Source organism: Streptomyces sp. NPDC050856 (assembly GCF_040653855.1).
GTDB lineage: Bacteria > Actinomycetota > Actinomycetes > Streptomycetales > Streptomycetaceae > Streptomyces.
The window spans coordinates 49,837-74,223 of record NZ_JBFAGV010000016.1; the positions used below are offsets into that span (position 1 = coordinate 49,837).

Annotated in this window: 23 protein-coding genes; 11 read left to right on the forward strand and 12 right to left on the reverse strand. The window is 73.8% G+C overall.

Annotated elements, in window-relative coordinates; translation table 11 throughout:
- The first annotated feature begins 355 nt into the window (after nucleotides 1–355).
- The 6 genes from AB0H53_RS16800 to AB0H53_RS16825 are packed head-to-tail and all read left to right on the forward strand — an operon-like array spanning nucleotide 356 to nucleotide 8,688.
- Nucleotides 356–1,081 (forward strand): class I SAM-dependent methyltransferase, encoded by a 726-nt coding sequence (locus AB0H53_RS16800; RefSeq protein ID WP_362112978.1) that lies wholly within the window; start codon nucleotides 356–358, stop codon nucleotides 1,079–1,081.
- A complete protein-coding gene (locus tag AB0H53_RS16805) occupies nucleotides 1,078–5,499 on the forward strand; it encodes an alpha-(1->3)-arabinofuranosyltransferase family protein (protein WP_362113200.1) in 4,422 nt (1,473 codons plus the stop codon). Before AB0H53_RS16800 ends, AB0H53_RS16805 begins: the two co-directional genes overlap by 4 nt.
- Nucleotides 5,496–6,818 (forward strand): condensation protein, encoded by a 1,323-nt coding sequence (locus tag AB0H53_RS16810; RefSeq protein ID WP_362112981.1) that lies wholly within the window; start codon nucleotides 5,496–5,498, stop codon nucleotides 6,816–6,818. The genes AB0H53_RS16805 and AB0H53_RS16810 overlap by 4 nt, the downstream gene beginning before the upstream one ends.
- A gap of 13 nt (nucleotides 6,819–6,831) precedes the next feature.
- Complete coding sequence (locus AB0H53_RS16815; protein WP_362112984.1) at nucleotides 6,832–7,560, forward strand: class I SAM-dependent methyltransferase; 729 nt, start codon at nucleotides 6,832–6,834, stop codon at nucleotides 7,558–7,560.
- Between the two features lie 8 nt (nucleotides 7,561–7,568).
- Nucleotides 7,569–8,480 carry a hypothetical protein gene (locus AB0H53_RS16820; RefSeq protein WP_362113203.1) on the forward strand — a complete coding sequence of 304 codons (912 nt, stop codon included), beginning with the start codon at nucleotides 7,569–7,571 and terminating at the stop codon, nucleotides 8,478–8,480.
- A complete protein-coding gene (locus AB0H53_RS16825; protein WP_362112987.1) occupies nucleotides 8,467–8,688 on the forward strand; it encodes a Trm112 family protein in 222 nt (73 codons plus the stop codon). Before AB0H53_RS16820 ends, AB0H53_RS16825 begins: the two co-directional genes overlap by 14 nt.
- Before the next feature lie 211 nt (nucleotides 8,689–8,899).
- Here the strand turns inward: AB0H53_RS16825 and AB0H53_RS16830 are convergent, their stop codons facing one another.
- A complete protein-coding gene (locus AB0H53_RS16830; protein WP_362112990.1) occupies nucleotides 8,900–9,304 on the reverse strand; it encodes a hypothetical protein in 405 nt (134 codons plus the stop codon).
- A gap of 412 nt (nucleotides 9,305–9,716) precedes the next feature.
- Here AB0H53_RS16830 and AB0H53_RS16835 point away from each other — a divergent pair, with 412 nt between their 5' ends.
- On the forward strand, nucleotides 9,717–10,826 hold the full coding sequence (locus AB0H53_RS16835) for an LAETG motif-containing sortase-dependent surface protein (RefSeq protein ID WP_362112993.1): 1,110 nt from the start codon (nucleotides 9,717–9,719) through the stop codon (nucleotides 10,824–10,826).
- A 315-nt stretch (nucleotides 10,827–11,141) separates the two neighbouring features.
- On the opposite strand, the gene AB0H53_RS16840 is transcribed toward AB0H53_RS16835, so the two are convergent.
- Both AB0H53_RS16840 and AB0H53_RS16845 read right to left on the reverse strand, forming a co-directional pair.
- The gene (locus AB0H53_RS16840; protein WP_362112996.1) at nucleotides 11,142–12,329 is read right to left on the reverse strand and encodes a low temperature requirement protein A; all 1,188 of its coding nucleotides are present in this window, start codon (nucleotides 12,327–12,329) and stop codon (nucleotides 11,142–11,144) included.
- 87 nt (nucleotides 12,330–12,416) lie between these two features.
- The gene (locus AB0H53_RS16845) at nucleotides 12,417–13,031 is read right to left on the reverse strand and encodes a helix-turn-helix transcriptional regulator (protein ID WP_362112999.1); all 615 of its coding nucleotides are present in this window, start codon (nucleotides 13,029–13,031) and stop codon (nucleotides 12,417–12,419) included.
- Between the two features lie 97 nt (nucleotides 13,032–13,128).
- Between AB0H53_RS16845 and AB0H53_RS16850 the strand changes: the two genes are divergently transcribed.
- On the forward strand, nucleotides 13,129–14,130 hold the full coding sequence (locus AB0H53_RS16850; protein ID WP_362113002.1) for an NAD(P)/FAD-dependent oxidoreductase: 1,002 nt from the start codon (nucleotides 13,129–13,131) through the stop codon (nucleotides 14,128–14,130).
- A 192-nt stretch (nucleotides 14,131–14,322) separates the two neighbouring features.
- Here the strand turns inward: AB0H53_RS16850 and AB0H53_RS16855 are convergent, their stop codons facing one another.
- The 7 genes from AB0H53_RS16855 to AB0H53_RS16885 all read right to left on the reverse strand — a co-directional run bounded on the left by AB0H53_RS16855 (nucleotide 14,323) and on the right by AB0H53_RS16885 (nucleotide 19,952).
- Entirely contained in the window at nucleotides 14,323–15,237 is a 915-nt protein-coding gene (locus AB0H53_RS16855) for a GNAT family N-acetyltransferase (protein WP_362113005.1), read from the reverse strand.
- Nucleotides 15,238–15,524: 287 nt separating this feature from the next.
- Nucleotides 15,525–15,986: a hypothetical protein gene (locus AB0H53_RS16860; RefSeq protein WP_362113008.1), complete on the reverse strand. Its 462-nt coding sequence runs from the start codon at nucleotides 15,984–15,986 to the stop codon at nucleotides 15,525–15,527.
- Between the two features lie 259 nt (nucleotides 15,987–16,245).
- The gene (locus AB0H53_RS16865; RefSeq protein ID WP_362113011.1) at nucleotides 16,246–17,094 is read right to left on the reverse strand and encodes a YwqG family protein; all 849 of its coding nucleotides are present in this window, start codon (nucleotides 17,092–17,094) and stop codon (nucleotides 16,246–16,248) included.
- A 303-nt stretch (nucleotides 17,095–17,397) separates the two neighbouring features.
- Nucleotides 17,398–17,643 (reverse strand): DUF3072 domain-containing protein, encoded by a 246-nt coding sequence (locus tag AB0H53_RS16870; protein ID WP_362113014.1) that lies wholly within the window; start codon nucleotides 17,641–17,643, stop codon nucleotides 17,398–17,400.
- Nucleotides 17,644–17,788: 145 nt separating this feature from the next.
- On the reverse strand, nucleotides 17,789–18,439 hold the full coding sequence (locus AB0H53_RS16875) for a CatB-related O-acetyltransferase (RefSeq protein WP_362113017.1): 651 nt from the start codon (nucleotides 18,437–18,439) through the stop codon (nucleotides 17,789–17,791).
- 238 nt (nucleotides 18,440–18,677) lie between these two features.
- Nucleotides 18,678–19,130 carry a hypothetical protein gene (locus AB0H53_RS16880; RefSeq protein ID WP_362113020.1) on the reverse strand — a complete coding sequence of 151 codons (453 nt, stop codon included), beginning with the start codon at nucleotides 19,128–19,130 and terminating at the stop codon, nucleotides 18,678–18,680.
- Between the two features lie 237 nt (nucleotides 19,131–19,367).
- Complete coding sequence (locus tag AB0H53_RS16885) at nucleotides 19,368–19,952, reverse strand: XRE family transcriptional regulator (protein ID WP_362113023.1); 585 nt, start codon at nucleotides 19,950–19,952, stop codon at nucleotides 19,368–19,370.
- A gap of 117 nt (nucleotides 19,953–20,069) precedes the next feature.
- Here AB0H53_RS16885 and AB0H53_RS16890 point away from each other — a divergent pair, with 117 nt between their 5' ends.
- From AB0H53_RS16890 to AB0H53_RS16900, 3 genes are read left to right on the forward strand one after another with little or no spacing between them, the layout of a single operon-like run.
- Nucleotides 20,070–20,906: an EamA family transporter gene (locus tag AB0H53_RS16890; protein ID WP_362113026.1), complete on the forward strand. Its 837-nt coding sequence runs from the start codon at nucleotides 20,070–20,072 to the stop codon at nucleotides 20,904–20,906.
- Nucleotides 20,907–20,935: 29 nt separating this feature from the next.
- On the forward strand, nucleotides 20,936–21,583 hold the full coding sequence (locus tag AB0H53_RS16895) for an FMN-binding negative transcriptional regulator (RefSeq protein WP_362113029.1): 648 nt from the start codon (nucleotides 20,936–20,938) through the stop codon (nucleotides 21,581–21,583).
- Nucleotides 21,584–21,622: 39 nt separating this feature from the next.
- Nucleotides 21,623–22,330 (forward strand): phenylalanine--tRNA ligase beta subunit-related protein, encoded by a 708-nt coding sequence (locus AB0H53_RS16900; protein ID WP_362113032.1) that lies wholly within the window; start codon nucleotides 21,623–21,625, stop codon nucleotides 22,328–22,330.
- Between the two features lie 254 nt (nucleotides 22,331–22,584).
- On the opposite strand, the gene AB0H53_RS16905 is transcribed toward AB0H53_RS16900, so the two are convergent.
- Both AB0H53_RS16905 and AB0H53_RS16910 read right to left on the reverse strand, forming a co-directional pair.
- Nucleotides 22,585–23,376: an ABC transporter permease gene (locus AB0H53_RS16905; protein WP_362113035.1), complete on the reverse strand. Its 792-nt coding sequence runs from the start codon at nucleotides 23,374–23,376 to the stop codon at nucleotides 22,585–22,587.
- Nucleotides 23,373–24,350 carry an ATP-binding cassette domain-containing protein gene (locus tag AB0H53_RS16910; RefSeq protein ID WP_362113038.1) on the reverse strand — a complete coding sequence of 326 codons (978 nt, stop codon included), beginning with the start codon at nucleotides 24,348–24,350 and terminating at the stop codon, nucleotides 23,373–23,375. The genes AB0H53_RS16905 and AB0H53_RS16910 overlap by 4 nt, the downstream gene beginning before the upstream one ends.
- Between the last annotated feature and the right edge of the window lie 37 nt (nucleotides 24,351–24,387).

The window sequence follows — 24,387 nt, forward strand, 5'->3', positions numbered from 1 at the left end:
GCCACCGCGCGCGACGGCACGACCGCCCGCCGGAGCACCCGTGGACGGAACGGCGCCACCGCGCCTGCCGTCAGCGGCCGTGGGGCGGGCCCCGGTGAGGACCCGGTGCTCCTCGGCGCGACCGCCGGCGCCGCAGGCCCGCACGGGACGGGCGTCCACGGCACCGGTGTGCGGGGTGGCGCCCTCGACGACCCGGGCCCGCGCCACGCCGGCCTCGCGGGCCCGGGCGTCCCCGAGGGCGCCGAGCCCGACGCCGGGGAGCCGGCTCCCGCCCCGTACCGGCCCGGCGGGAACCCCGCGCCGGGCGGACTGCCACGGACGGCGGCCCCGGCCGTCCCGCGCCGGGGATGAGCCGGTGAAGGATCCCTCCCTGCGCCGCTCCGTGACCCTCTTCCGCGGCTTCCTGCGCGAACCGTCCGACCCACGGGGCTTCTACGAGCTCCTGGCCCGCGACGCGGCGAACCAGGTGGAGCGGTACATGCCGCTCGCCGGACAGGTGGTCGTCGACGTGGGCGGCGGATGCGGCCACTTCACCGAGGAGTTCCGCCGGCGCGGCGCCCAGGGCTTCCTCTTCGAACCGGACCTGGGCGAGCTCGCGGCGGCACGGCGGCCGACCGAGGGAGCCGTCGTCGCCGACGGGTACCTGCTGCCGCTGGCCGACGGTGCCGCGGACATCTGCTTCTGCTCCAACGTGCTGGAGCACGTGGAGGACCCGCGCACCTTCCTCAGCGAACTGATCCGCGTCACCCGCCCCGGCGGCCTGGTCTACGTGTCCTTCACCAACTGGCTCTCGCCCTGGGGTGGTCACGAGTGGGCGCCCTGGCACTACCTCGGCGCCGAACGGGCCCGCCGCCGCTACGAGCGGCGGGCCGGCCGCCCGGCCAAGCACGTCCTGGGCGAGAACCTCTTCCCCGTCCACGTCGGCCCCACGCTGCGCCAGGTCCGGGCCCGTGACGACGTGACGGTGGTGTCCGCCCGCGCACGCTACTGGCCGTTCCTGCCGGGTCTCGTCACCAGAGTCCCGCTGCTGCGCGAGTTCGCCACCTGGAACCTCCTCCTCATACTCCGGCGGTGCCCATGACCACCACCATCCCGGCGCCTCCCCTCACCCCCGCGCCCGGCGGGCCACCCGCGGAACCGGCCGACGGGCCGAGGTCGCGACGCTGGCTGTGGGGGTTCTGGGCCGCCGTGCTGACGGCCTTCGCGGCGGTGGCACCGGGCCGGACGACGTTCGACACGAAACTGGGCGTCGCCCTCGACCCGCTGCGCTTCCTCGCCGACCTCGGCGAACTGTGGCACAGCCGAGCCGGGTTCGGCGGCATCTTCGACCAGTACGTCGGCTACGCCTTCCCCATGCTGCCGTTCTACGCGCTGGCCGACCTGGCGCGGCTGCCGGTGTGGCTGGCCGAGCGGCTGTGGATGTCGATCATCGTGACGGCCGCCTTCTGGGGCGCGCTGCGGCTCGCCGAGCGGCTGGACATCGGCGGTGCCCGCACCCGGCTGCCCGCCGCCGTGGCCTACGCGCTGTGGCCGGTCTTCACCGTCGTCGTCGGCTCCACGTCCGCCGCCGCGCTGCCGGGCGCCCTGCTGCCCTGGGTGCTCCTTCCCCTCGCCGACCCGCGCACCCCGGCACGGGCCGCGGCCCTGCGCTCCGCGCTGCTCGTCCCGTTCATGGGCGGGGTGAACGCGGCCTCGACGCTCGCCGCCCTGCTGCCCGTCGGCCTGTACCTGCTCAGCCGGCCGGCCGGCCCGCGGCGCCGGTCCCTGCTCGCCTGGTGGATCCCCGGTGTCCTGCTCGCCACCGCCTGGTGGGTCGTCCCGTTGCTCCTGCTGGGCCTGTACGGCGAGAACTTCCTGCCGTACGTGGAACAGTCCGAGACCACGACGGCCACCATGTCCGCCACCGAGCTGCTGCGCGGTGCGGGCAACTGGGTGGCCTACCTCAACTTCGGTGAGGCCTGGCTGCCCGCCGGCTGGACGGTGGCGACCTCCGCCCTGACCGTGCTCGGGTCCGCCTTCGCCGCCGCCCTGGGGCTGGCGGGCCTCGCCCGGCGGGACATCCCGGAGCGGCGCTGGCTGCTGCTCGTGGTGCTGTCGGTGGCCCTGGTGACCCTGGCCGGGTACGGCGGGCCGCTCGGCGGGCCCTTCCACGGCACCGTGCGGGACTGGCTGAACGGCGGGCTCGTACCGTTCCGCAACATCTACAAGTTCCAGCCGGGCCTCGCGCTCGCGCTCGTCCTCGGGCTCGCGCACGCGACCGCGGTCCTCGGGCGTCCACGGGGCGAACGGGCGGCGCGCCGACGGCGCCCGTACGTCCCGCTGATCGCGGCCGCGCTCGTCCTGCCCGGTCTGATCCTGCCGTACGTCAACGGGACGATCCTCCAGCCGGGCGCCTTCCGGAAGCTGCCCACCCACTGGGAGCGCACCGCCGACTGGCTGAGGGAGCACTCACCGACGACCCGCGCCCTCGTCGTCCCCGCGACCGCCCACGGGACCTACACCTGGGGCACCACCATCGACCAGCCCCTCGACGTCCTCGCCCGATCCCCGTGGGCCCAGCGCGACTACGTGCCGTTCGGCACGCCCGGCAACCGGCGGGCACTGGACGCCGTGGAGCAGGCACTGCTGTCCGGCGGTGAGGTACCGGGCCTGAGCGACTACCTGAACCGGGCCGGACTCCACCACGTCGTCGTACGCAACGACCTCGACCCCGACCAGATCGGCTACGTCCCGCCGCAGACCGTGAAACGCACCCTGGAGGCCTCCGGCTACCGCAGGGTCACCGGTTTCGGGCCGGTCCTCACCGGCGGCCGGATCCCGGACGACACCCCCGTGCAGATCGAGGGCCTCTACCCACGCCAGCAAGCCGTGGAGATCTACGAACCGCCCAGGGGGACCGAGCCCCCCGGCCGGGCCGCCCTCAAGCCCGTCGCGGACACGGCCGTCGTCAGCGGCGGTCCCGAGACCCTGCTGCGGCTCTCCGCCGACCCGCTGATGAGGAACCGGCCCGCCGTACTGGCCGGGGACGCCACCCCCGGGCTGGGTACACCGCCCGTGCGGGCCGCCGGAGACGGACTGCGCCGCGCCGACACCCGGTTCGGGCTGGTCAACACCAACACCTCCCACACCTATACGGCGACGGAGCGCAATCCGTCCGGCAGCGTCCAGGACCCGGGCCGCCCGCCCCGCCAGATCCTGCCCACCGACGGCATCCGCCACCAGACGACCGCCGTGCTGCGCGGCGCGGCGTCGGTCACCGCCTCCAGCAGCGGCAACTGGCTGTTCCACCTCCCGCAGCACGACCCGGTGAACGCGTTCGACGGCAACCCCGACACCGCCTGGACCGAGGGCAGCGCCGACTCCCCGGTCGGGCAGTGGCTGCGCGTCGACTTCGAACGCGAGCTGTCCCTGCCCGGTTCCATGACGCTGACGCCACTGCCGCCGGGCGGGCTGCGCGCGGCGGCCACCTCCGTACGCGTCCAGACCGACCGGGGCAGCGAGGTCAGCCCCCTCCGGCCGGACGGCACGCCGCAGACGGTGCGGGTGCCGGCGGGGGAGAGCGGATACCTGAAGATCACCATCGAGGGCGCCCAGCAGGGCCGCCCGGGGCTGATCGGAGCGGGCTTCTCGTCGGTCGGCATCCCCGGCGTGACGGTCACCCGGCTGCTGGCGCTCCCGGAGGACGCCGCGTCCGGGAACAGCGCGCCCGAGGAGGTCTTCTCCCTGCACCGGGGCAGCGACCCGGGCGGCCTGTCGCCGGCGTCCGCCGAGGTGGGGCTGCACCGGCAGTTCCTGACCCGGACCGCCGGCGCGTACCGGCTGCGCGCGACCGCGCTGCCCGTACCGGGCCAGGCGCTGGACGAGCTGCTGTACCGGCTGGCACCCGAGCAGCGCAAGAGGCTCACCGCGACCGCCGACTCGACGGCCAGGCTCGGATCCTCCCTCAGCCCGCGCAACCTCGTCGACGGTGACCTCACCACCGCGTGGATCGCCGGGGAACGTGCCGTGATCCACCTGCGGTGGCCCGAGAAGCGGGCGGTCTCGGAGATCGTGCTCGCCCCCGCCGGAGGTCTGTCCGCCCGCGCCCAGCACGTGGAGATCAGCTCACCGGACGGCGCGGCGACCGCGGCGGTGGACGAGAACGGCCTCGCCCGCTTCGAGCCGATCAGGACGGACCGGCTCGACATCACCGTGTCGCGGACGGCACCGCTCACCGTCCACAACCCGGTCGCCGACGGCCGGCTGCAACTGCCGGTCGGGCTCAGCGAGGTGTACCTGCCGGCCCTCGACGACTACCGCGTGCCGCAACCCGACCCCGGCACGTCGTTCGCACTGCCCTGCGGCCAGGGCCCGGTGCTGTCCATCGACGGCACGCTGCACGCCACGAGCGCGCGCGGCAAGGTGCGCGACCTGACGGAACGCCGTCCGGTCGACGTGCGCCTGTGCGCGGGCGCCGAACGCGGCGGCACCACCCGGCTGGCGGCCGGCACCCACCGGGTGGAGGCGGGGGACACCGGTCCCCTCGCCATCACCGACCTGCTCCTCACCCGGGGCGGCGCGACCGCCCCGGCCACGGCGGCGGACCGCCGGGAGGTGACCGTCCGCGACTGGCCGGGCGACCGGCGCACCGTGGAGGTGGGCACCGGCCCGGCCTCCTACCTCCAGCTGTTCGAGAACCACAACGACGGCTGGCGCGCCACCCTGGACGGGCGCGAGCTGACACCCGTACGGATCGACGGCTGGCAGCAGGGCTTCCTGGTCCCGGAGGGCGACGGCGGGACCGTGCGGCTGGAATTCACCCCGGCACGGTGGTACGTCGCCGGGCTGATCGGCGGCGCGGTGGGCGTCCTGCTCCTGGTGGGCCTGGTACTGGTCCTGGGGCGGGGCCGGCGAGGCGCCGCCGGGCCGGCCGGTGCCCCGGAGCCGGGACCGGTGCTGGGTGTCGTGGCGCTGACGGTGGTGGTGGCGCTGGTCGCCGGGTGGGTGGTGCTGGTCGTACCCGCCCTGGCCGTGGTCGCGCACCTGCGGCGCTCGCTGCTGGTGATCCTGGCGCCGGCCGCGATGGCCGCCGCGGGGCTCGTGGCCGCCTGGGACGCGGGTGCCCTGCCGGCGGCGCGTGAGGGGGCGTTCGGGCCGACGGCCCAGTTCCTCGCCGTGACGGCGCTGGCGGCCGCGGTGGTGACGACGGGTGACGCGTTCCGGCGGCGGGGTGCCGCCCGGGGTGCCCCCGGGGATCCCGCCCTCGCCGGTGGCCACGGTGCGCCAGGCCGGTCACCGGTCCCGCCGGCGGCGCCGGAGCCGTCCCGCGCCGCGCATACGCCTCCCGTACCGTCCGGCCCCGGGGACACCCCCGACGGTCGCGCGCCCGACCGCGGCACCCCGCCACCGGTGCCCGGCACCCCGCCCGGTGCCCGCACCGACCCGCCGCCCCGGCGGCGACCTCCCGCGCCGGGCCCCCGGGACGGGACGGGACCACGAGACGAGGGGAACGGCCGATGACGGCACTGCACCATCCCGCCCGGCGGGGCGGCCGCGAACCGCTCGCCCGGGTGCCCTTCTCCACCGTCGACGAGGTGACCCGGCACTGCCTGACACCCCACGAGCCGGAGACCGTCCACATAGAGGTGCACCTGCCGGGCCGTCCCGACAGCGCACGGCTGAGGGCCGCCTTCACCGAGGCCCTGCGGCGCCACCCGCGCGTCCTCATGCGCGAGGCGCCCGGCCCCTGGTACCGCAGGCGCTACGAGTGGGAGCTCACCAGCGGCCCCGACCCCGGCGCCGAGGTCGTGACCGTACCCGCCACCGGTCCCGGCGCCCTGGACCGGGCACGCCGGCGGGCCCTGAGCGACGCGCCGCCCCTCACCGCGTCCCCGCCGGTACGGCTGGAGGTCATCGACCGCGTCCTGCTGCTCACCATCAACCACACCGCCCTGGACGGCCCCGCCTGCCTCCGCGTCCTGGCGACCGCCGCGGAACTCTACGGCGGCCGGGACAACTCACCCGCGACCCCTCCGGTACGCCCGCCGGCCGGCGCCGCGCCGCGCGGCCTGTTCACGGAGGCCGGCGGCACCGGGTTCGCCCGGGTGGCGAGGGTCGCCCGCGGCACCCCGGGCGCCGGGCGCGCCAACGGCATGCTGGTCGCCGAACTGGACGTGCCCCGGCGGCCCAAGGACGCTCCGTACACCGTCAACGACCAGCTCATGGTGGCCACCGCACGCATGATCGCCCACTGGAACGGTGAGCGCGGCGGCCCACCCCGCCCGCTGCGGATCACGATGCCCGTGGACGACCGAACACGGGGGATGGACATGCCCATCGGCAATGGCACCCGCCTGGTGGAGGTCCCGTTCACACCGGCCGAGCTGAACCGGCCCACCGACGAGCTGCTCCGCCTGACCGCCGCCCGCACCCGCGCCCTCAAGGCGCTGCGCCGCCCGCAACTCGGCCGCGGCGCCGCCCTGCTGACCGCCCCCGCCCTGCCGGTCGCCGTCCGCTCCCTGATGGCGCGCACGGCACGCCGCGCCCTGGCGCCCTGGACGTCCACCACCCTCCTCAGCAACATCGGCCGGGTGCCCTACCCGCTCGACTTCGGCGAAGGGGTGGGCAGGGCGCAAGCCGTCTGGTTCTCCGCCCCGGCGCGCATGCCGCGCGGGCTCACCGTCACCACCGCCAGCACCGGCGGGCGGCTGCACCTGGCGCTGCGCTGGTCGGCCGCACTGCTCGGCCCGGACGACGGCGCCCGGTTGTGTGACCTGTTCGCCCACCACCTCGACGCGACCGGTCCGGCTGGACCGGACCGCGCCCGCTCCACCGGATGAGGGAGCCACCCTTATGACCACTGTGCGGCCCCCGGGCGGTCTGCGTGACTTCTACGAGAACCCGGCCGTCCCCGTCGCCTCCGGCGACGCCCGCAGCCGCCGCCAGGCGGCCATGCTGGCCGACGTCCTGCGCGGCCGGACCGGCGCCACGGTGCTGGACGTCGGCTGCGGCGACGGCACCGCGGCGGCCGTCGCGGCCGGCCTGCTCCCCGGCCACCGGATCGTCGGCGTCGACTGGTCGCAGGACGCGCTGCGCCGGGCCGCGCCCCGCATCGGTACGGTCGTCCGCGGCGAACTGGGCGGCGGCGGACTGCCGTTCGCCGACGGTGCGGCGGACGCGATCCTGTTCAGCGAGGTGGTCGAACACCTCGTCGACCCGGACAGCGCCCTGGACGAACTGCGCCGCGTCCTGGCCCCCGGCGGCCACCTGATGCTCTCCACCCCGAACCTGGCCGCCTGGTACAACCGGGCCCTGCTCCTGGCCGGCGTCCAGCCGGTGTTCTCCGAGGTGAGCCTGCGCGGCGTCCACGGCCGTCCGGGTACCGAGGTGGTGGGCCACCTGCGCCTCTACACCGCCCGGGCCCTGCGGGAGTTCCTCACCGCGTCCGGCTTCCGGGTCGTCCGCGTCGCCGGCGCCCCCTTCCACGGCGTACCGCGCGCCCTGCGCCCACTGGACCGGCTGGCCTGCGCGGTGCCGAGCGCGGCTTCGATCCTGCTGGTGCACGCCCGGCGCGCGAGGTGAGCAGCGCCATGTGGTGGGGTGTGGTGGCCGCCCTGTCCGCGAACGTCCTCTACAGCTCCGGATTCGTGCTGGAGAAGCGCGCCCTGTCCACGATCCCGGCGCTCAGCGTCCGCCGCCCCCTGCGCCTGGTGCGGCTGCTGCTCGGCAGCCCGCTGTGGATCGGCGGCTCGCTGGCGCTGGCGGCCGGGTTCGGCGCACAGCTCGTCGTGTACCGGACCCTGCCGATGGCCGCCGCGCAGGGCCTGTTCGTCTCGGGGCTCGTCCTGCTGCTCCTGCTGTCCTCGCTGGTACTCGGCGAGCGCCTGTCGCCGCGTGAGCGGTACGCGACGGCCGGCATCCTGGCCGCGCTGCTGATGGTGGTCGCGTCACTGGGCCAGGACACGGACGCGGTGGGCGACACGGCGTCCGCCGGGGCCATCCTCCTCCTCGGCTCCGTCTCGCTCGCCGGCGGCTTCTCGCTGTACGTCGCCGCCGAACGCCGCACGGCCCGCCGCCGGCACGCGGCACCCGCCACGGGCATCGCGTACGCGGTCGCCGTCGGCCTGATCTACGGGGTGAGTTCCCTGGCCATCAAGGGTGTCTCGGCGCGGCTCGCCCCCGACGCACCGCTCACCTCGGCGCTCGCGCTGGCGGCGACCCCGTACCCGTACCTGCTGCTGGTCACGGGGGCCGGTGGCCTGGTCCTGTCCCAGACGGCACTGCAACGCTGCCGGGCCTCCCTGGTCGTGCCGGTGTGCACCACGACCTCGTGCCTGTACACCGCGACCCTGGGCACCCTCGCGTTCGGCGAGTCGCTGCCGGAGGACCCGCTGCGCCTGGCCCTGCTGCTCTGCGGGGCGGGCCTGGCGGTGTCCGTACTCCTCGCACTGTCCGTCCAGCCCGCCCAGAGAACGGAGAGGCCGAGCCATGACGCCCGATGACCCGCTGCTGAGGATCCTGGTCTGCCCGCTCGACAAGGGGCCGCTCACCCTGGTGCCCGCCGCCGACGCCCTCTACAACCCGCGCCTGCGCCGCCGTTACCCCGTCGTGGACGGCGTACCGCAACTCCTGCCGTCCTCCGGGGTGCCGGTGTCGGACGACGAACACGAGCGGCTCGTCAGCGGCGCGGAGCCCTCCCCCCGTTCCTGACGTGCGGTCCGCCGGGGAATCCCCGGCTACTCCGTCGGGGCGGCGCCACGATCGCGGGCCGGAGTCGGACGGAGAGGCCGCCCGTGCCGGCCTGCCGTTACGCGTGCCGGGTGGGCACAACGCGAAACGCCCGGCGCGGGGAGACCGGCCGGGGGCTCGCACGGCCGGGCGACCGGGTGGCCCGGGCGACCGGGTGACCGACCCGCCTTCCTCACAGCTTCCCGAGGAGCGGTGCGTATTGGTCGTCGTAGGGGGTGTCCTCGTTCCTCGGCACCAACAACAGCGTCAGTGCGGACCTCTCCCCACGGAAACGCAGATCGACGCTGGTGCCCTTCTCCGGGGACGCGAAGTCCGCCGTGACGGGACGCCGGGCGGCGTCGCCCCAGCGGGCCACCCAGCGCTCCGCGTCCTTCCTCGTCCCACCGTCCTCCCCGGCGAGCTCGGCCAGACCGTCGGCGTCCTGGGCCTTCAGCCGGGCCAGGACGTGCTCGGTCGTGGCGAGACTGCCGGGGGTGGGGTGCCCGGTGACGCTCAGCTCGAGGTGAGCCGTGCCGTCCCGCCACCGGTGCGGCGTCTTGTCCGTGGAGAGGGCGTCGCATCCACTGAGCAGCAGCACGAGGGCTCCGGCCAGACACCGGGGCCCCCGCGCACGCCTCTTGCTGTCAGGCCGGCTGACGGTGATGGTGTCTCCCTCCGCAGCGGTGGCGATGTCGGTGTGGTCCCACCTCCTGGGGGAGGCGTGGCGGGCGAAGACGAGGCCCCCCGGCCGGGCATCGTAGCGCGAGGCCTCATGGCCACCCCCAGGTGGATCCGGCGCGCCGAACTCCGCCGGCCCGCGCGGTTCCCGGTGCTCTCGGGCCGCCGGCGTGTGACGCACGCCATGTGAAGAAGGGCTGAGGCCCGTACAACCGAACCCGCAACCGGAGGGTCATGCATGCGGAACCAATGGCCTCACCCGTGACACCCCCACCTCGGGAGGCCCCCACGCCCGTACCGCCGACGCGGTACCCCGGACCATGAGGTCTCAGATGAAGCTCCGCCGCGCGATGGCGCTCGCCGCCGCGACCGCCGTCATGTCCCCCGCCGCTCTCCTGGCGGCTCCGGCCGCGTACGCGGCGGACGGTACGACCACCACCACCGGCACGACCGGCGGAACGGACACCACCACGGACCCGGCCGGGAAGCCGGCGGACGGCACCCGGCCCGCCGAGGACTCGGAGCCGGCCGAGGACGTGAAGCCCGCGGAGGGCACCGGGCCCGCCGAGGGCGGCACGCCGTCCGGGGAGGGCGAGCCGGCCGCGGAGCCGGCCGAGGACACCAAGCCGGCCGAGCCCACCGAGCCGGGAGCCGGGGGCACGTCCACCAAGCCGGCAGCGAAGCCGGGCACGGACCCCGAGCCCGCCGGGGACGCCGGGCCGGCCGACCCCGAGGACGACGGCGCCGATGGTGTCCTGGCGTGTGAAGAGGCCTCCATCAAGGTCTCGCTCGGCGGCTTCCCGAACAAGATCGTCGCCGGTAGCGGCTGGAAGACCTTCACGTTCGACGTGGAGAACACCGGCAAGGGGAACATCGAGAGCCTCGACGTCTACACCGTCGCCGGCTACAAGGACAACGTGGTGAACGACAAGGAGGGGGACCTCCTCCTCGGCAGGTACGCGCACTTCGAGTACAAGGACCCCGAGTCCGGGGAGTGGGTCGACGACCTCGCCGGCTCCGGCATGAACAACGGTGTCTTCTTCGCCAGCATCTCGCTGGACGCGGGCGAGACGGCCACCATCGAGCTGCGTCTGAGGATCGACAAGGCCGCTCCCGCGGGTGACGGCCTGGCCATCGCCGCCGGTGGCTACATGAAGGGCGAGGAGTGCTTCGAGAACGGCGACATGTACCCGTTCGCCGTGGTCAAGGCCGGTGCCGCCGGCAGCGGTGACGTCGAGGACTCCAAGCCGACCGGCCAGAAGCCCCGGCCGGACGTGAAGCCGCAGGGCGAGGCCAGGCCGATCCCGGTGGAGGGCAACCTGGCCGAGACGGGCTCCTCCTCCATGCTGCCGACCATCGGGATCACCGGCGGCATCGCCGTCGTCGCCGGTGCCGGCGTCGTGTTCGCGCTGAAGCGCCGTCGTGGTGGCGTGACCGCCTGACCCGTACGGGCATCACCCGGGCCCCGGCGGCCGACCGCGCCGACGCCGCGACCGAGGTGAAGCCCGGCCGCCCGGCGAACGGAACCACCCCGTAGCCCGCCGGCCGCGCATCGCACCCATGGTCCTCGCCTCTTCGGCGGAAGAGGCGAGGGCCCCGCGGGCCGGCCGGTCCCGCGTGCTGCGGGGCCGGCCCTGCGGGCCCTGAGGGCTCGGGCGGCTTGCGAAACATCGACGGCCCGCCGACGGGAGTGGGCCGGACGGTCCGGCGGACGGTGAGGCCCTTGGCGGGCGACCCGGAAGCCACGCTCGCGGCACTCACGCTCCGGCCCGGCGCCGCACGGCGCTGCGCGCGTACAGCAGGTGTGCCACCACCTCCGCCGCCAGGATCAGCACGACCTGCCAGGGCGCGAGGTGCCCCGACACCGCGACGACCACGAGCGGAACGCCGATACCGGGCACAGCCCACACCGCCACCTTCAGCGGGCCGCGGCCGAAGCGCAGCGCGATGCACGCGTGTGCCGCGTGGTAGAGGGCCAGCCCGCCGGCCAGGGCGATCACCGCCCCATGGGCGAGGTGCCGGTGCCCCTGCCCCGCCTCCTCCACCGCGGTGGCGAGCCCGCCGGCCACGGAGATGACCGCGGCCGTCACGAAGAAGTGCAGGAACCCCGTCACGTCCCGGGCCAGGGAGAACGCCTGGGGACCGGAAGCCGCGCCCAGCACCATCTCGGCCGACACCGCCCCGAAGTCGAAGTACGACCACCACAGCGCGGCGAGCATCACGAAGCCGATGAGCCCGACCCATCCCGCCGGGCCCGTCCACGCCGCGTCCAGCGACGTGAGCAGCGCGACGATGGACTCGCCGAACACGATGATGACGAACAGGCCCACGCGCTCGACCAGGTGGCCCACGTGCAGCCTCCGGGGCAGCCCGCCGCCCCGTGCCGTGAGCAGCACGCCCAGCTCGGCGGCGAGCAGCACGGCCCACGCGGCGAACCGCCACGGCACGGGTACGAGGACGGATCCGGTCCAGCCCAGAGCGGATACCAGGCAGTAGCCCAACGGTCGCCACCGCGGCACGAGGGGACCTCCGGGCTCGGTCGCCCGGCGCGTGGAGGGCCACCACAGACCGAGCAGGACGACGCGGGTCCCGGCGTATCCGAGGGCGTACGCCACGGACCTGTCCCCCGTGGCCTCCGTCACCGCCACCGTCATGACGGCGAGGCACAGCATGGCGCTCAGCATCAGCAACCGCCGGCGGACGGTGTCCTCGTGGAAGACGTTGGCCGCCACGGTGAGGTTGATCCACGCCCACCAGGGCGGGAAGTAGAGCGCCAGGAAGATGCCGAAGTCGGTGGGTCCGGGATCGCCGTGCAAGGAGTGCGAGAGCTGGGCGGCCAGCGCCACGAAGACCAGGTCGAAGAACAGCTCGAGCCACCCCGCGTGCCGACTGCCCTCCGGTTCCGGTACGGCTGAGGCGCTGTCAGGCATCTTCTGTCGCGTCATGACCCGATATGTCACCACACCCGGATCGCCGCAGTGCCGTACCGCGCCCAACGGGCCGCCCGGCCCGCCGAACACCTGACGCGGCCCTCACGCCGACGGGCGGTCCCGGTCTTCGCGCCCCGGGCCGCGGGAGCCGTGCTCGTCGCCACGCTGATGGCCGCGCCGGGCGTCGCGGTCGAAGATGCCCATGATCTCGCACGGGCCGCCGGCGGTGCCGATGGCGTGCGGAAGCATGGTGGGGAACTCCGCCGCCTGGTCGGCCACGACCCGCAGGCGCCGGTTGCCCAGCAGCAGGATCGCCGTGCCGGACAGGACGACGAGCCATTCGCGACCGGGATGGGCGCGCAGCCGTGCGGGGCTGTCCGGGGGCGGTTCGGTCAGGCGCTGGCGTACCACGGTCATGCCGGGGTCGGCCTTGACGGGCCAGCGCATCAGCCCGTGCGCACTGTCGATCTGCGGGCTCGAGATCACGTCGTCCGTGGTGTTCTCCACCAGCTGGTCCAGGGTGGTCCCCAGGGCGCGGGCGAGGGTGACCAGTTGGTCGAGGGCCAGGCGTCGCTGCCCGTTCTCGATGCGGCTCAGCGTCGACTGGCTGACGTGGGCGCGGGTCGCGAGTTCCTCCAGCGACCAGCCCTGTGCCACGCGCAGAGCGCGGATGCGTTTGCGGACCAGGCTGTCCAGCCCGTCATTGTCTTGCGTCATGGGCAAGACTGTATGACCGTCCCGCAAGGCTCGCTTAGCGTCACTCGGGAAAGGGCGCGGAGAACGCCCGGAGAGAGCAATGAGAGGGGACGACGTCATGTCTGCGACCACCGCACAGGTGACCGACCAGCTGCCGGACAGCACCGTGGACGCCGTGGTGATCGGGGGTGGCGCCGCCGGTTTGAGCGGTGCCCTGATGCTGGCCCGCTCCCGCCGTTCGGTCGTCGTCATCGACAGCGGCACACCGCGCAACGCGCCCGCCGCGGGGGTGCACGGCCTGCTCGGCCTGGACGGTACGCCGCCGGCGGAGCTCCTGCACAAGGGCACCGAGGAGGTCCGTCGCTACGGCGGCCTGGTCGTGGCCGGGCAGGTGGTCTCCGCCGCCCCGGCCACCGCCTCTGCCGAAGGTGACCCGCGCTTCACCGTCACGTTGGCCGACGGACGCACCCTGCGGGCCCGGCGTCTGCTGGTGGCCACCGGACTGCGCGACGAGCTGCCCGACATCCCGGGACTCGCCGAGCACTGGGGACACGGTGTGGTGCACTGCCCGTACTGCCATGGCTGGGAGGTGCGCGACGAACCCATCGGAGTCCTGGCGGCGGGGCCGGCCTCGGTCCATCACGCGCTGCTGTTCCGCCAGCTGACCGACGACCTGGTCTACTTCACCCGTGGTACCGGCCTCGACCGGGACACCCGCGCCCGCTTCGCCGCACGCGACATCCGCGTCGTCGACACGCCCGTGACCGCGATCGACGCCGCCGAGGACGGCACCATCGCCGGCGTGCGCCTGGCCGACACACAGGTCGTGGCCCGTCGCGTCCTCGCGGTGGCGACCCGCATGCAGGCCCGCACCGACGGCCTGGACGAGCTGAAGCTGCCGGTGCGGGAACTGCCCGGAGGCATGGGCCGCCACTTCGCCACCGGTACGGCCGGCACGACCGAGGTCCCCGGCGTGTGGGTGGCCGGGAACGCCACCGACCTGACCGCTCAGGTGGGCGCCTCCGCGGCGGCCGGAGCGCTGGCCGGCGCCCACATCAACGCCGACCTCGCCACCGCCGACACCCACGCGGCTCTGAACGGGACACTCCTCGGCGCCTGACGATCCACGAGCCCCGCGGACCCACCCGACGTTCCGCGAGGAGTCTCTCCTGCCAGTGCCTTCGGCCGGCGCCGCCGGCCCCGTCCGCTGTCGTCAGGTGCAGCACCGACAGGTGACCCCCCGGGTCCGGCGATCCGGGTGCCGCCCGGCGTCATCGGTGACCGGTTCGGCCGGTGCCGTCGCTCCGCCCAGTCAGGTCGCGCGGCGGGGGAGGCCGATGGAACGGTTCTCCTCCACCACTCGGTAACCGGCGCTCGTGTACAGGTTCATCGCCACCTCGTTGGCACCCCACACGGTGAACATCAGCGCCGAGTCGCCGGCTGCGAGCACCGCCTGCTCACCGGCCGCCATCGCGGCCCGCCCGTACCCCTTTCCGCGATGCCGCCCCTGGACGTACAGCGAGTAGCCGTAGGTGACCCCCGGGAGGTACCCGTGCTTCAACCAGCCGGTGCCGATCTGCTCACCCGCCGCCTCGAACACCAGGAACGTGTTGTCGGGCGTCGCCAGACCCTTGGGTATCAACTCGGCGAAGTCGCGGTCGGACTTGCGTACGGCCTCCTCGGGGCTGAGGGCACCCGCCCGGACGATGCCGCTGACGTAGGAGGCCTTCTCGGTGGTGAGCCACTCGGGATACTCGGCCTGCGTCATCGGCCGTGCGGTGACGCCGCCGATGGGTTCCGGCACGGAGCTGACGCGCCGCGTCCGGAGCTGGCCGCGTACGCCGTAGTCGTCGAACAAATCGCCGGCGGGCTCGGTGAGCCGTATCTCCAGCCGGCGTGCGCCGCGCTCCGCGCACCAGTCCTCGGCCCAGTCCCGGGCGGCCCGCTCGTGTCCCCGACCGGCGTGGGGCGCTTCGACACGGAGGTCACCGATGCGGCCCGCGCACGTGTTGTTCCCGCCGGTCACGACCACGGCGACGTGTCCCACGCGGGTGCCGGCGTCCATGATCTCGGCGACGGTCCAGTCACCGATGCCGGCACGCACCTTCTCGAGCATGCGCTCCGCCGGGGCGGCGGCGAGCCCGGCCGCGGTGTACGAGGCGCGTAGCCGCCGTTCGAAGTCCCGCTGCCATTCCGTGCTGTCACCCAGGATCTTGAATTCTGTCATCCGGGCACACTAGTCACGTGGTCGTGGATCTGCGCCGGTGATTCCGCTGCCGGTGCGCTTCCACGCCCGGGTACTCCCGGGTGGGCGAGGGTTCGGCAACTGGCCGTTGGCGCGACCCGGTTGCCGTGCCATGCGGCACGCGGTGAACCGGCCGCCCCGGAGGGCGGGACCGGACGCACCGGGCCGGGGCCGGGGGCTGCTTTTCGATACCCGGGCGCCGACGCGATGACGGCGCGGGATCCTTGCCGCCCCGTCCGGCCCGTCCTGGGCTCAGGTGCGCGAGACGTTCAGTTCGGGCGGACGCGGGTCATGGTCGATGTGTAGCCGCCGCCGCCCGGGTAGACCCACTCGCTGTCCATGGTGTCGCCGCCGGCGTCGAAGGTGCCGCGCATGCGGGCCGGTGATCCCTTCTCACCGCCCCAGATGGTCAGGGTGTCGCCGTCGATCTCGTAGACGTAGTCGAGGGTGTTGCCGTGGTTGTCGTAGAACCGGGACCACACGTCCGCACTGGGCTTGTCGTGCCCGGCGAACGGGTTGAAGAGGTGACCGATGACTTCCAGGCCGCGGATGTCCCTGTCGTCCTGGTGGAGGTCGACGTGCTGGAGGAGGAAGTGTTCCCCGGGCGCCCACTCGTAGGTGACCGTGCCTTCGACGCCGCCGCTGACCCGCCAGGTGCCGACCAGGCGGTCCAGCGCCCGCACCCGCGCGCTCGGCTCCGGGCGCGCGGGCGGTGTTCGGTTCTCGCTCATCGTGGGTCTCCTCGGGCGTTGTCGGGGTGCTGTCCATGGGTGGACCGGCTGGAGAGCTGGAACTCATCGCTGTCCGTGGCCCCTGCTCGGTGATGGGCGCCGGCTGCCCGGTCCGTCCCGTTGTTGTCACCCTGGGGCCCACCGTTCACGGGCCTGAGACGGCGGACGCCCAGGAGCCGGGGCACATGCCGGCCGGACTCCCGCAGTACGGCGCCCCGGCCGCGCCGGGGAGCCGCGGGGAGGCGTCCCGCGGGGCCCGTCAGCCGCACTGCCAGGTGAACATCGCCCGGTCGAAGCGGCGTTCGGCCAGGTCTTCGGGGCGTATGAGCCAGTACAGGGCACCGCAGTCACCCCACATCATGTCGGCGTCGTCGTCCGTGTCGAACTGGGCGAGCAGCACCCAGCGGAGGGCCTCCTCACCGATGCGGGGGTCGTCCCACGGCGGGCTGCCCAGGGCGCCGCGGGCCACCTCGTGCTCCACCGCGTCCTGCACCGGGTTCGCGTGACCGCCGACGCGGTGCTCCGTGCCTTCGACGTGGTCCCACAGAGCGTGCTCGAAGTTCTCGCCGTACACCGGGTGGTCGTCCCGCGCCGATCCGAACTCCCGGTGCACCAGCGGATGGTGGAGGTACGGGGCCGTCGCCTCCACCCGGGCCGTCAGCGGCACCTCCGCGTACGGTTCGATGTCCTCGGGCGCGGCTCGCCTGGCGACGGGAGTGCCCGCCGGTACGTACAGGACGCGCGCGCCCGCCCAGGTGTCGGGTTCATCAGGGGCCACCACCGCGCTTCCGCCGTCCAGTTGCCCGTCGAAGTAGAAGAAGGCCAGCGTGCCTTCCGCCGGCAGCGGGATGTCGAGGTCGGCGGACGGGAGCGAGGCGCAGTCGAGCGCTGCGACGAAGGCGAGCGGGCCGTGCCCCTCCCACACGGGCCACTCCTCGGTCTCCGGCAACTCCGGCAGCCCACCGAGCCGGCCGACGGCCGTGCCCGTGCCCGTGGCCTTCTCCAGGCGCACGCTCGGCCGCAGCAGACTGATCCACCGCTCGGCGATCTCCTGGGGCAGGTGCTCGCGTGCGAGCGTGTGCAGGGTGTCCGTGGTGCTCTGTGTCATGGCGTCGATGATGCACGCACCCACTGACAGTCGGACCACCGCACGGCCCGGTTCCGTCCCGCACCGGGGGCGTGCCGCCTCCACCCGCACGGCGCGGGGTCACGCCGGCCGGCGAACAGTCACCGGTCTCGCGTTGGACGAGCAGCCGTACAGGCCACTTGTTCCCTCTGGCCGGGCCTCGTGACGGTGCGCTGCGGGGGGACGGCCGAGGCGTTGGGGCCGACCTGGGCCACTGCCGACGGGCTGAACACTTCCGCGGTCAGCCAGCCGGTGGCGCGGGCGACGGGGTGCCTCAGGGAGCCCTCACGGGCGGGTGTCACTGCCGGGACCGTCCGCCGCGCCGGAGGAGGGGTCCTTCGCCGTGCGCGGCGACGCTCCCTGGAGGCGGTCGATCATCTTCGACGCCTCCGCCTTGGTCAGCTCAGGCGGTACTTCCTCGCCCGCCTCACGGGCCAGCGTCTGCAGGTAGCTCAGCTGCGGACCGGTGGCCGGTTCGTCGCCCGTCACCCAGTCCTCGACATCCTTGTTCGGGTCCTGCGCATCGCTCATGCTGTACCGCTACCCGATCTCTCCGCGGAAATCACAGCCCCGGCCCGCCCGTCCTGTGGGCGGCGGGCCGGGGCACCAGCGCGTCCGGCGCTGTCACCGGGCCCGTACGCCGCCGCTGCCCGGGTGCGGCGATCCCGCCCGCGCGTCACCGGTTCGGCGTGTCCGGGGCGGCGGCCTCCAGCTCGCTGATGCTGCCCGACATGATCGTCCGGACGTGCTCGGTGATGTGCTCGGCGGGCCAGTCCCACCAGGCCACCGCCAGCAGCCGGGCGATGTCGTGGTCGTGGTGGCGGGTGCGGATCAGACGGGCCGGGTTGCCGCCGACGACGCCGTAGTCGGGCACGTCCGTGGTGACCACGGCGCCGGTGGCGATGATCGCGCCGTGACCGATGCGGACGCCGGGCATGACCGTCGTGCCGTGGCCGAACCAGACGTCGTTGCCGACGACGGTGTCACCCCGGTCGGGCAGGCCGGTCAGCAGGTCGAAGTGCTCGGCCCAGGAGCCGCCCATGGTGGGGAAGGGGAAGGTCGAGGGTCCGTCCATACGGTGGTTGGCGCCGTTCATGATGAACCGCACGCCCGTGCCCAGCGCGCAGAACTTGCCGATGATCAGCTTCTCCGGGCCGTAGTGATAGAGCACGTTGCGCGTCTCGAACGCGGTCGCGTCGTCCGGGTCGTCGTAATAGGAGTACTCCCCGACCTCGATCAGCGGGGACCTCACCAGCGGCTTGAGCAGGACCACTCTGGGCTGCTCGGGCATCGGATGGAGAACGGTCGGGTCGGCGGGCACAGGCATGGCGAGGCCTCCTCATCGGTCGATGTCCGTGACTGTCCATGATCGCGATGAGGAGCCGTGCCGGGCCACCGGTTTACCCCCTGCGCGGAACCGACACACCTCTGCGCGGACGCGTCCACGAACCGCCGGCGTTGCCCGCCTTCGGCGTGGCCCGACCGGGCCGGTGCACAGCGGCGCGGCCGGGGGACCGGTTGTCGTTCCAGAGCCGCAGCGCCTCGCCACCTCTGGCGGGCAGGGGCTACACCAGCGAGTATCGCCGGCGGCCGTCGCTGACCCGGTGCTGATGGACGCGCAGTTCCACCAGGCCCACCTGGGGAGGGATCACGACCGGACACGGCTTCGTGTCCCATCGCAGCCAGACCGCGCACCCCCCGGTGTCGGCCTGGTGGATGAGCTTCTCCAGCGACCACCGCTTGTTGCCCCGGTCGATCTCGACGGCCAGTCGGGACCCGCCGGGCCGGTGGAACAACAGGTCCAGCATGCCCGTGCGTGTCCGTCCGCTCCTGGCGGTGGCCGTGATACCCGCCGCGGCCTCACGCCGCGCCGCCCACCCGTGGCTCGCCCCCCACGCCGTCACGACAGAGGTCAAGTGGCCGGTGACCTCCACCGAGGTCAACCGCTGGAACGCTCCGTGCCGGCGGAGCCACTGCGCCAACTCCGCTGCCAGCACGCGACTTTCACTCATGCTCATGCCGGAACCCTAAGGCTTGCCCGCACCCATGGCCGCTGCCGAAGGGGCTGAGGCTCGTTCCTGACCGTGCCGGTACGGAGTGGCGGGGGCGCGGACCGCGGTCGGGTGTGCCGGGAGGCGGCGGGTGACGGGTGCGCCGTGGCCCGGGCGGTGGCCGGCGGCGTGGCGGTGCGACGGGGGCCGGACGGCCCGGCCCGTCCGGAGCGCGGGCGCGGTGCCCTTTCCGTCCGTGCGGGGTCAGGTGGTGGAAGTGGGTCCCGGCGGGATGTGGACGGTCATGATCAGGTGGCAGGTTCCGGTGCCGGCGCCCCGGTAGGTGTGGGCGGCGTCGCCGTCGAAGGCGGCGGTCTGTCCCGCTTCGACCAGGTGCTCGGCGCCGTCGACCACGAGCGTCATCCGTCCGGCGGTGACACTGACGGTTTCGACGACGCCCGGCTGGTGGGGATGGCTGCGGTATTCCTCCCCCGGTTGGAGCCGCCAGCGCCAGACCTCGGTCGGGGCGGGGCCCGATGTCGTCAGCATGAGCCGGGCCTCGCCGCCCCGCTCGCCGGTCCACAGCGGCATCACGGTGTCGGCGGACACCACACGGACGCGACCCTCGACCCGTCCCTCCATGAGCGCGGACACGGAGACGCCCAGGGTGTCGGCCAGCCGGACCAGGGTCGCGAAGTTCGGGTTCCCCTGTGCCTTCTCCAGGGCGACCAGGGCGCCCTTGCTGACCTTGGCGCGTCGGCCGAGTTCGTCCAGGGACAGCCCGGCACGCGTGCGGGCCGCCCTGACGTTGTGCGCGAGCGTCCGCAGGGCCGCTTCGGTCTCGCCCATCCGGTCCCCCTCCTCATCAGTGGGTCACTTCACTGCACCGTGTGGTCGTTCGGTTGACGAACCCCGGTCGGTTGGATGTACGGTTTGGTCGTTCCACTGAATAGTAAGGGATGAACTGTGATCGCTCTGCTGCTGGCCCTGGGCAGCTCCCTGGCCTACGGATGCGCCGACTTCCTCGGCGGCCTCGGCGCCCGCAAGGCGCACGTGCTGCGCACCGTGCTGATCGCGGCCCCGGCCTCGCTCGCGGTCGAGGTCCTGCTGTGGCCGTTCCTCGGCGCCTCGTTCAGCACCGGCGCCCTCGGCTGGGGTGCCGCGTCCGGCGTCGCCTCGGCCGCCGCGTTCGCCTTGCTCTACCGGACCCTGGCGATCGGCCCGATGAACGTGCTGTCGCCCGTGACCGCGCTGATCTCCGCCGTGCTGCCCGTGGGCGTGGGGCTGACCCAGGGCGAGCACCTGGGCGTGGCCGGGCTGATCGGTCTGCCGCTCGCACTGTCCGCGGTGGTGCTGGTCAGCGCCGGACACGGCGCCGACACGGCGCGCCCCTCCCGTACCGCGCTCCTGCTGGCCTGCGGCGCGGGCGCCGCGATCGCCCTCCAGCTGATCTTCCTGCACCAGGCGCCGTCGGACAGCGGCGTGGCCCCCCTGATCATCGGCCGGGCCGTCGCCTCCGTCGTGACCCTCACCGCCGCCGGGCTCATGTTCCGCGAGCTGGGCCCCGAGAAGCCCGCGTACGCGATGTCGGCCGCCGCCGGCGTGCTGGACTCGGTCGCGAACCTGCTGTTCCTGCTCGCCGCCCGCAGCGGCGACCTCGCCGTCGTCGCGGTGATCACCGCCCTGTACCCGGCCGGCACCGTCCTGCTCGCCCGGAGCGTGCTCGCCGAGCGCATCCACCGGGGACAACTCGTCGGCCTGGGCACCGCAGCCGTCGCCGTCAGCCTCCTCGCCCTCACCTGACCCACCCTCCACCCCGCAAGGAGCCCAGCATGTTCATCCAGCCCTGGGACGCCGGTCTGGACGAAGCCGAATGGCAGACCTGGATCGCCGAAGGCCATGACTTCGGTCTGCTGAGCGTCAACGGCCCTCCCGGCCGGCCACCCGTCACCGTTCCCACCCACTTCACCGGCGACCCCGGTCACCTGCTGATCCACCTCGCCCGCCCCAACCCCGTCTGGAAGGTGATCGAGCGGGACCCGAACGTCACCTTCACCGTCTTCGGCGACTACGCCTTCATCCCCGGCCCCTGGCGGGCCCAGCCCGGAAGCCCGCCCACCGACGGCGTCCCCACCAGCTACTACACGGTGGTCCAGTTCACCGGCCGCGCCCACGTCATCGACGACGCCGAGGCCAAGGCCGACCTGCTGCGCCGCCAGCTCGCCCACTTCCAGCCCGACGGTGACCACGCCTCCGTCGCCGTCGACCAGCCCCCGTACGGGCGGATGCTGCCCGGCATCCGGGGCCTGCGCCTGGAGGTCACCGACGTCCGGGCCAAGTTCAAGTACGACGACCACAAACCCGTGGAGCACCGCACCGCCGTCGCCGACCACCTCATGGAACGTGGCCGGGACCTCGACGTTCCGGCCGCCCGCCAGCAGCTCCGCCGCCTGGGCCGCGTCGGCCCCTGGAAGCCCTGACCGCCACCCCGCCCCGACACCCCGAACGGAACACCGCCGATGACCGCCTTCCGCCTCGCTCCCGCCGTCGTGGACGCCTTCCCCGACACCCTCATCGCCGTGGTCACCGCCACCGGCCTGCGCGGCCACGAACCCTGGCCCGACACGACGGCCGCCCTGGCGGAACTGGAGCGGCAGCTGGCCGACGGCACCTGGCAGCCCGCCGATGAGCACGACCCGCGCATCGAGGCGTGGCACACCGCCTACCGCTCCTTCGGCACCAACCCCCGCCGCGTCCGTCCCAGTGTCGACGCGCTCGGCCGCCGCCTGGCGAAGAAGGGCTCCCTGCCGCGTGTCAACCCGGCCGTCGACTCCTACAATGCCGTCTCCGTCCGTCACGGCCTGCCCGCCGGCGCCTTCGACCTGGACCACGTCACCGGCGATGTCGAGATCCGCCACGCGGACGGCACCGAGGAGTTCACCCCGCTGGGCGAACCCGGCACCATCGAGCGTCCCAGGCCGGGGGAGATCGTCTACGCGGACACCACCAGCGTCCTGACCCGTCACTGGAACCACCGCGACGCCCACCGCACCCGCGTCACCGAGGACTCCACCCGCGTCGCCTTCGTACTCGAAACCCTGCGCGCCACCCGCGACGGCCACCTCCTCAGGACCGCCGCGCACGCATTGCGGGACCTGCTCGCCCAGCATGCCGAGCAGACCGCCGTGCGCTACCTCGACCCCGCACGACCCGGGGTCGCCGCCTGACGACGGGCCCATCGACGGGGTGCCCGGTGTGCCGCGCGCGTGCGGCGCGCCGGCCGCGGCCCCGGCGGACCGGGGCGAGGTGCCGGGTGCAGGGAGGCGGGCGCGGTGCGCGTCCAGCCGGCGATGCCGGCGGCGCCGGCCCGGCGGGCGGCGCCGGCGTACGCGCGACGGGGGCGGCGTACGCCGGCACGGTGCCGGAGTGCGCCGCCCTCGGGCGGGACGAGCCGCGGGAGGCGGCCCGGCGGTGGTCCCGGCTACTTCGGATCGCGGTTGAAGACGGCCTTCGACCAGACATAACCGAGCACGGTGAGGGCCACGCACCAGGCGACCGCGAGCCACCCGTTGTGGCCGATCCCGCTGCCGAGCAGCAGACCGCGCAAGGTCTCGATGGCCGGCGTGAACGGCTGGTACTCGGCGATCGGCTGGAACCAGCCCGGCATCGCCTCGACCGGCACGAAGGCGCTGGAGATGAGCGGGAGGACGATCAGCGGCAGCGCGTTGTTGCTGGCGGCCTCGGCGTTCGGGCTGACCATGCCCATGCCGACGGCGATCCAGGTGAGCGCCAGCGCGACCAGCGCGAGCAGTCCCAGCGCCGCCAGCCATTCCAGGGCCGTGGCGTCCGTGGACCGGAAGCCGATGGCCACGGCGACGGCACCGACCAGGACCACGCTCATGACGGACTGCAGCACACTGCCGACGACGTGCCCGATCAGCACGGATCCACGGTGGACGGCCATCGTGCGGAAGCGCGCGACGATGCCCTCGGTCATGTCGTTGGACACGGACACCGCGGTCCCGACCACGGTGCCGCCGATGGTCATCATGATGATGCCCGGCACGAGGTAGGCGATGTACTCGGAGCGGTCGGCACCGCCGCCACCGATGCCGGCGCTCATCACGTCGCCGAAGACGTAGACGAAGAGCAGCAGCAGGATGACCGGCGTGAGCAGCAGGTTGAGGGTGAGGGACGGATAGCGTCGCGCGTGCAGCAGGTTGCGGCGCAGCATGGTGGACGAATCGCGCAGGGCGAGGGAGAGGGAGCTCATCGGACAGCCTCCTGGAGGGACTGGTCGGTGCCGCTGGTCAGGGCGAGGAAGACGTCGTCGAGGTCGGGGGTGTGCACGGTCAGCTCGTCCGCCTCGACGCCGGCCGAGTCCAGCCGGTCGAGGAGGGAGCGCAACGCACGCTGGCTGCCGTCGCTGGGAATCCGCAGCGCGAGCGCCTGGTCGTCCCGGGTGACGTCGCGCAGCGCGTGGGCGGCACTCCGGTACGCGGCCGGGGCGGAGAAGCGGAGCCGTACGTGCCCGCCGGGAATCAGCCGTTTCAGCTCTTCCGGGGTGCCCTGGGCGGCGATCCGGCCGGCGTTGAGCACGGCGATGCGGTCGGCGAGCTGGTCGGCCTCCTCCAGGTACTGGGTGGTGAGGAAGACGGTGACGCCGTCCGAGACCAGTTCGCGGATGATCTGCCACATGTTGTGACGGCTGCGCGGGTCGAGGCCGGTGGTCGGCTCGTCGAGGAAGATGATCCGCGGGTCGCCGACGAGGGTCATGGCGATGTCGAGGCGCCGCTTCATGCCGCCGGAGTAGCTCTGAGCGGGCTTCTTGGCCGCGTCGACGAGGTCGAAGCGCTCCAGCAGCTCGGCGGTGACCCGCCGCCCCTCGCGCTTGGACAGGTGGTGCAGGTCCGCCATCAGCAGCATGTTCTCCTCACCCGTGATCAGGCCGTCGACGGCGGAGAACTGACCGGTGACGCCGATCGCGGCGCGCACCCCGTCCGGTGACGTGGCGACGTCGTGGCCCGCGACCTGGGCCTGCCCGCCGTCCGCGGTGATGAGCGTGGACAGGATCTTCACGACGGTGGTCTTACCGGCGCCGTTCGGCCCGAGCAGCGCGAACACGGATCCGGCCGGGATGCGCAGGTCGATGCCGTCGAGGACGGTCTTGTCGCCGTACGACTTGCGCAGAGCGACGGTGGAGACGGCGGCCGGCCGGCGACCGCCCGGCAGACTAGAAGTGGGCATGACAAAAGAGGGCATGGGTCCTCCCGTTGAAGGCTGG

Excerpts from the sequence above, each read along its gene's own strand:
- AB0H53_RS16805 (WP_362113200.1), top strand. The coding sequence starts at position 1,078 with ATGACCACCACCATCCCGGCGCCTCCCCTCACCCCCGCGCCCGGCGGG.
- AB0H53_RS16810 (WP_362112981.1), top strand. The coding sequence starts at position 5,496 with ATGACGGCACTGCACCATCCCGCCCGGCGGGGCGGCCGCGAACCGCTC.
- AB0H53_RS16815 (WP_362112984.1), top strand. The coding sequence starts at position 6,832 with ATGACCACTGTGCGGCCCCCGGGCGGTCTGCGTGACTTCTACGAGAAC.
- AB0H53_RS16820 (WP_362113203.1), top strand. The coding sequence starts at position 7,569 with ATGTGGTGGGGTGTGGTGGCCGCCCTGTCCGCGAACGTCCTCTACAGC.
- AB0H53_RS16825 (WP_362112987.1), top strand. The coding sequence starts at position 8,467 with ATGACGCCCGATGACCCGCTGCTGAGGATCCTGGTCTGCCCGCTCGAC.
- AB0H53_RS16835 (WP_362112993.1), top strand. The coding sequence starts at position 9,717 with ATGAAGCTCCGCCGCGCGATGGCGCTCGCCGCCGCGACCGCCGTCATG.
- AB0H53_RS16840 (WP_362112996.1), bottom strand. The coding sequence starts at position 12,329 with ATGACGCGACAGAAGATGCCTGACAGCGCCTCAGCCGTACCGGAACCG.
- AB0H53_RS16845 (WP_362112999.1), bottom strand. The coding sequence starts at position 13,031 with ATGACGCAAGACAATGACGGGCTGGACAGCCTGGTCCGCAAACGCATC.
- AB0H53_RS16850 (WP_362113002.1), top strand. The coding sequence starts at position 13,129 with ATGTCTGCGACCACCGCACAGGTGACCGACCAGCTGCCGGACAGCACC.
- AB0H53_RS16855 (WP_362113005.1), bottom strand. The coding sequence starts at position 15,237 with ATGACAGAATTCAAGATCCTGGGTGACAGCACGGAATGGCAGCGGGAC.
- AB0H53_RS16860 (WP_362113008.1), bottom strand. The coding sequence starts at position 15,986 with ATGAGCGAGAACCGAACACCGCCCGCGCGCCCGGAGCCGAGCGCGCGG.
- AB0H53_RS16865 (WP_362113011.1), bottom strand. The coding sequence starts at position 17,094 with ATGACACAGAGCACCACGGACACCCTGCACACGCTCGCACGCGAGCAC.
- AB0H53_RS16870 (WP_362113014.1), bottom strand. The coding sequence starts at position 17,643 with ATGAGCGATGCGCAGGACCCGAACAAGGATGTCGAGGACTGGGTGACG.
- AB0H53_RS16875 (WP_362113017.1), bottom strand. The coding sequence starts at position 18,439 with ATGCCTGTGCCCGCCGACCCGACCGTTCTCCATCCGATGCCCGAGCAG.
- AB0H53_RS16880 (WP_362113020.1), bottom strand. The coding sequence starts at position 19,130 with ATGAGCATGAGTGAAAGTCGCGTGCTGGCAGCGGAGTTGGCGCAGTGG.
- AB0H53_RS16885 (WP_362113023.1), bottom strand. The coding sequence starts at position 19,952 with ATGGGCGAGACCGAAGCGGCCCTGCGGACGCTCGCGCACAACGTCAGG.
- AB0H53_RS16895 (WP_362113029.1), top strand. The coding sequence starts at position 20,936 with ATGTTCATCCAGCCCTGGGACGCCGGTCTGGACGAAGCCGAATGGCAG.
- AB0H53_RS16900 (WP_362113032.1), top strand. The coding sequence starts at position 21,623 with ATGACCGCCTTCCGCCTCGCTCCCGCCGTCGTGGACGCCTTCCCCGAC.
- AB0H53_RS16905 (WP_362113035.1), bottom strand. The coding sequence starts at position 23,376 with ATGAGCTCCCTCTCCCTCGCCCTGCGCGATTCGTCCACCATGCTGCGC.
- AB0H53_RS16910 (WP_362113038.1), bottom strand. The coding sequence starts at position 24,350 with ATGCCCACTTCTAGTCTGCCGGGCGGTCGCCGGCCGGCCGCCGTCTCC.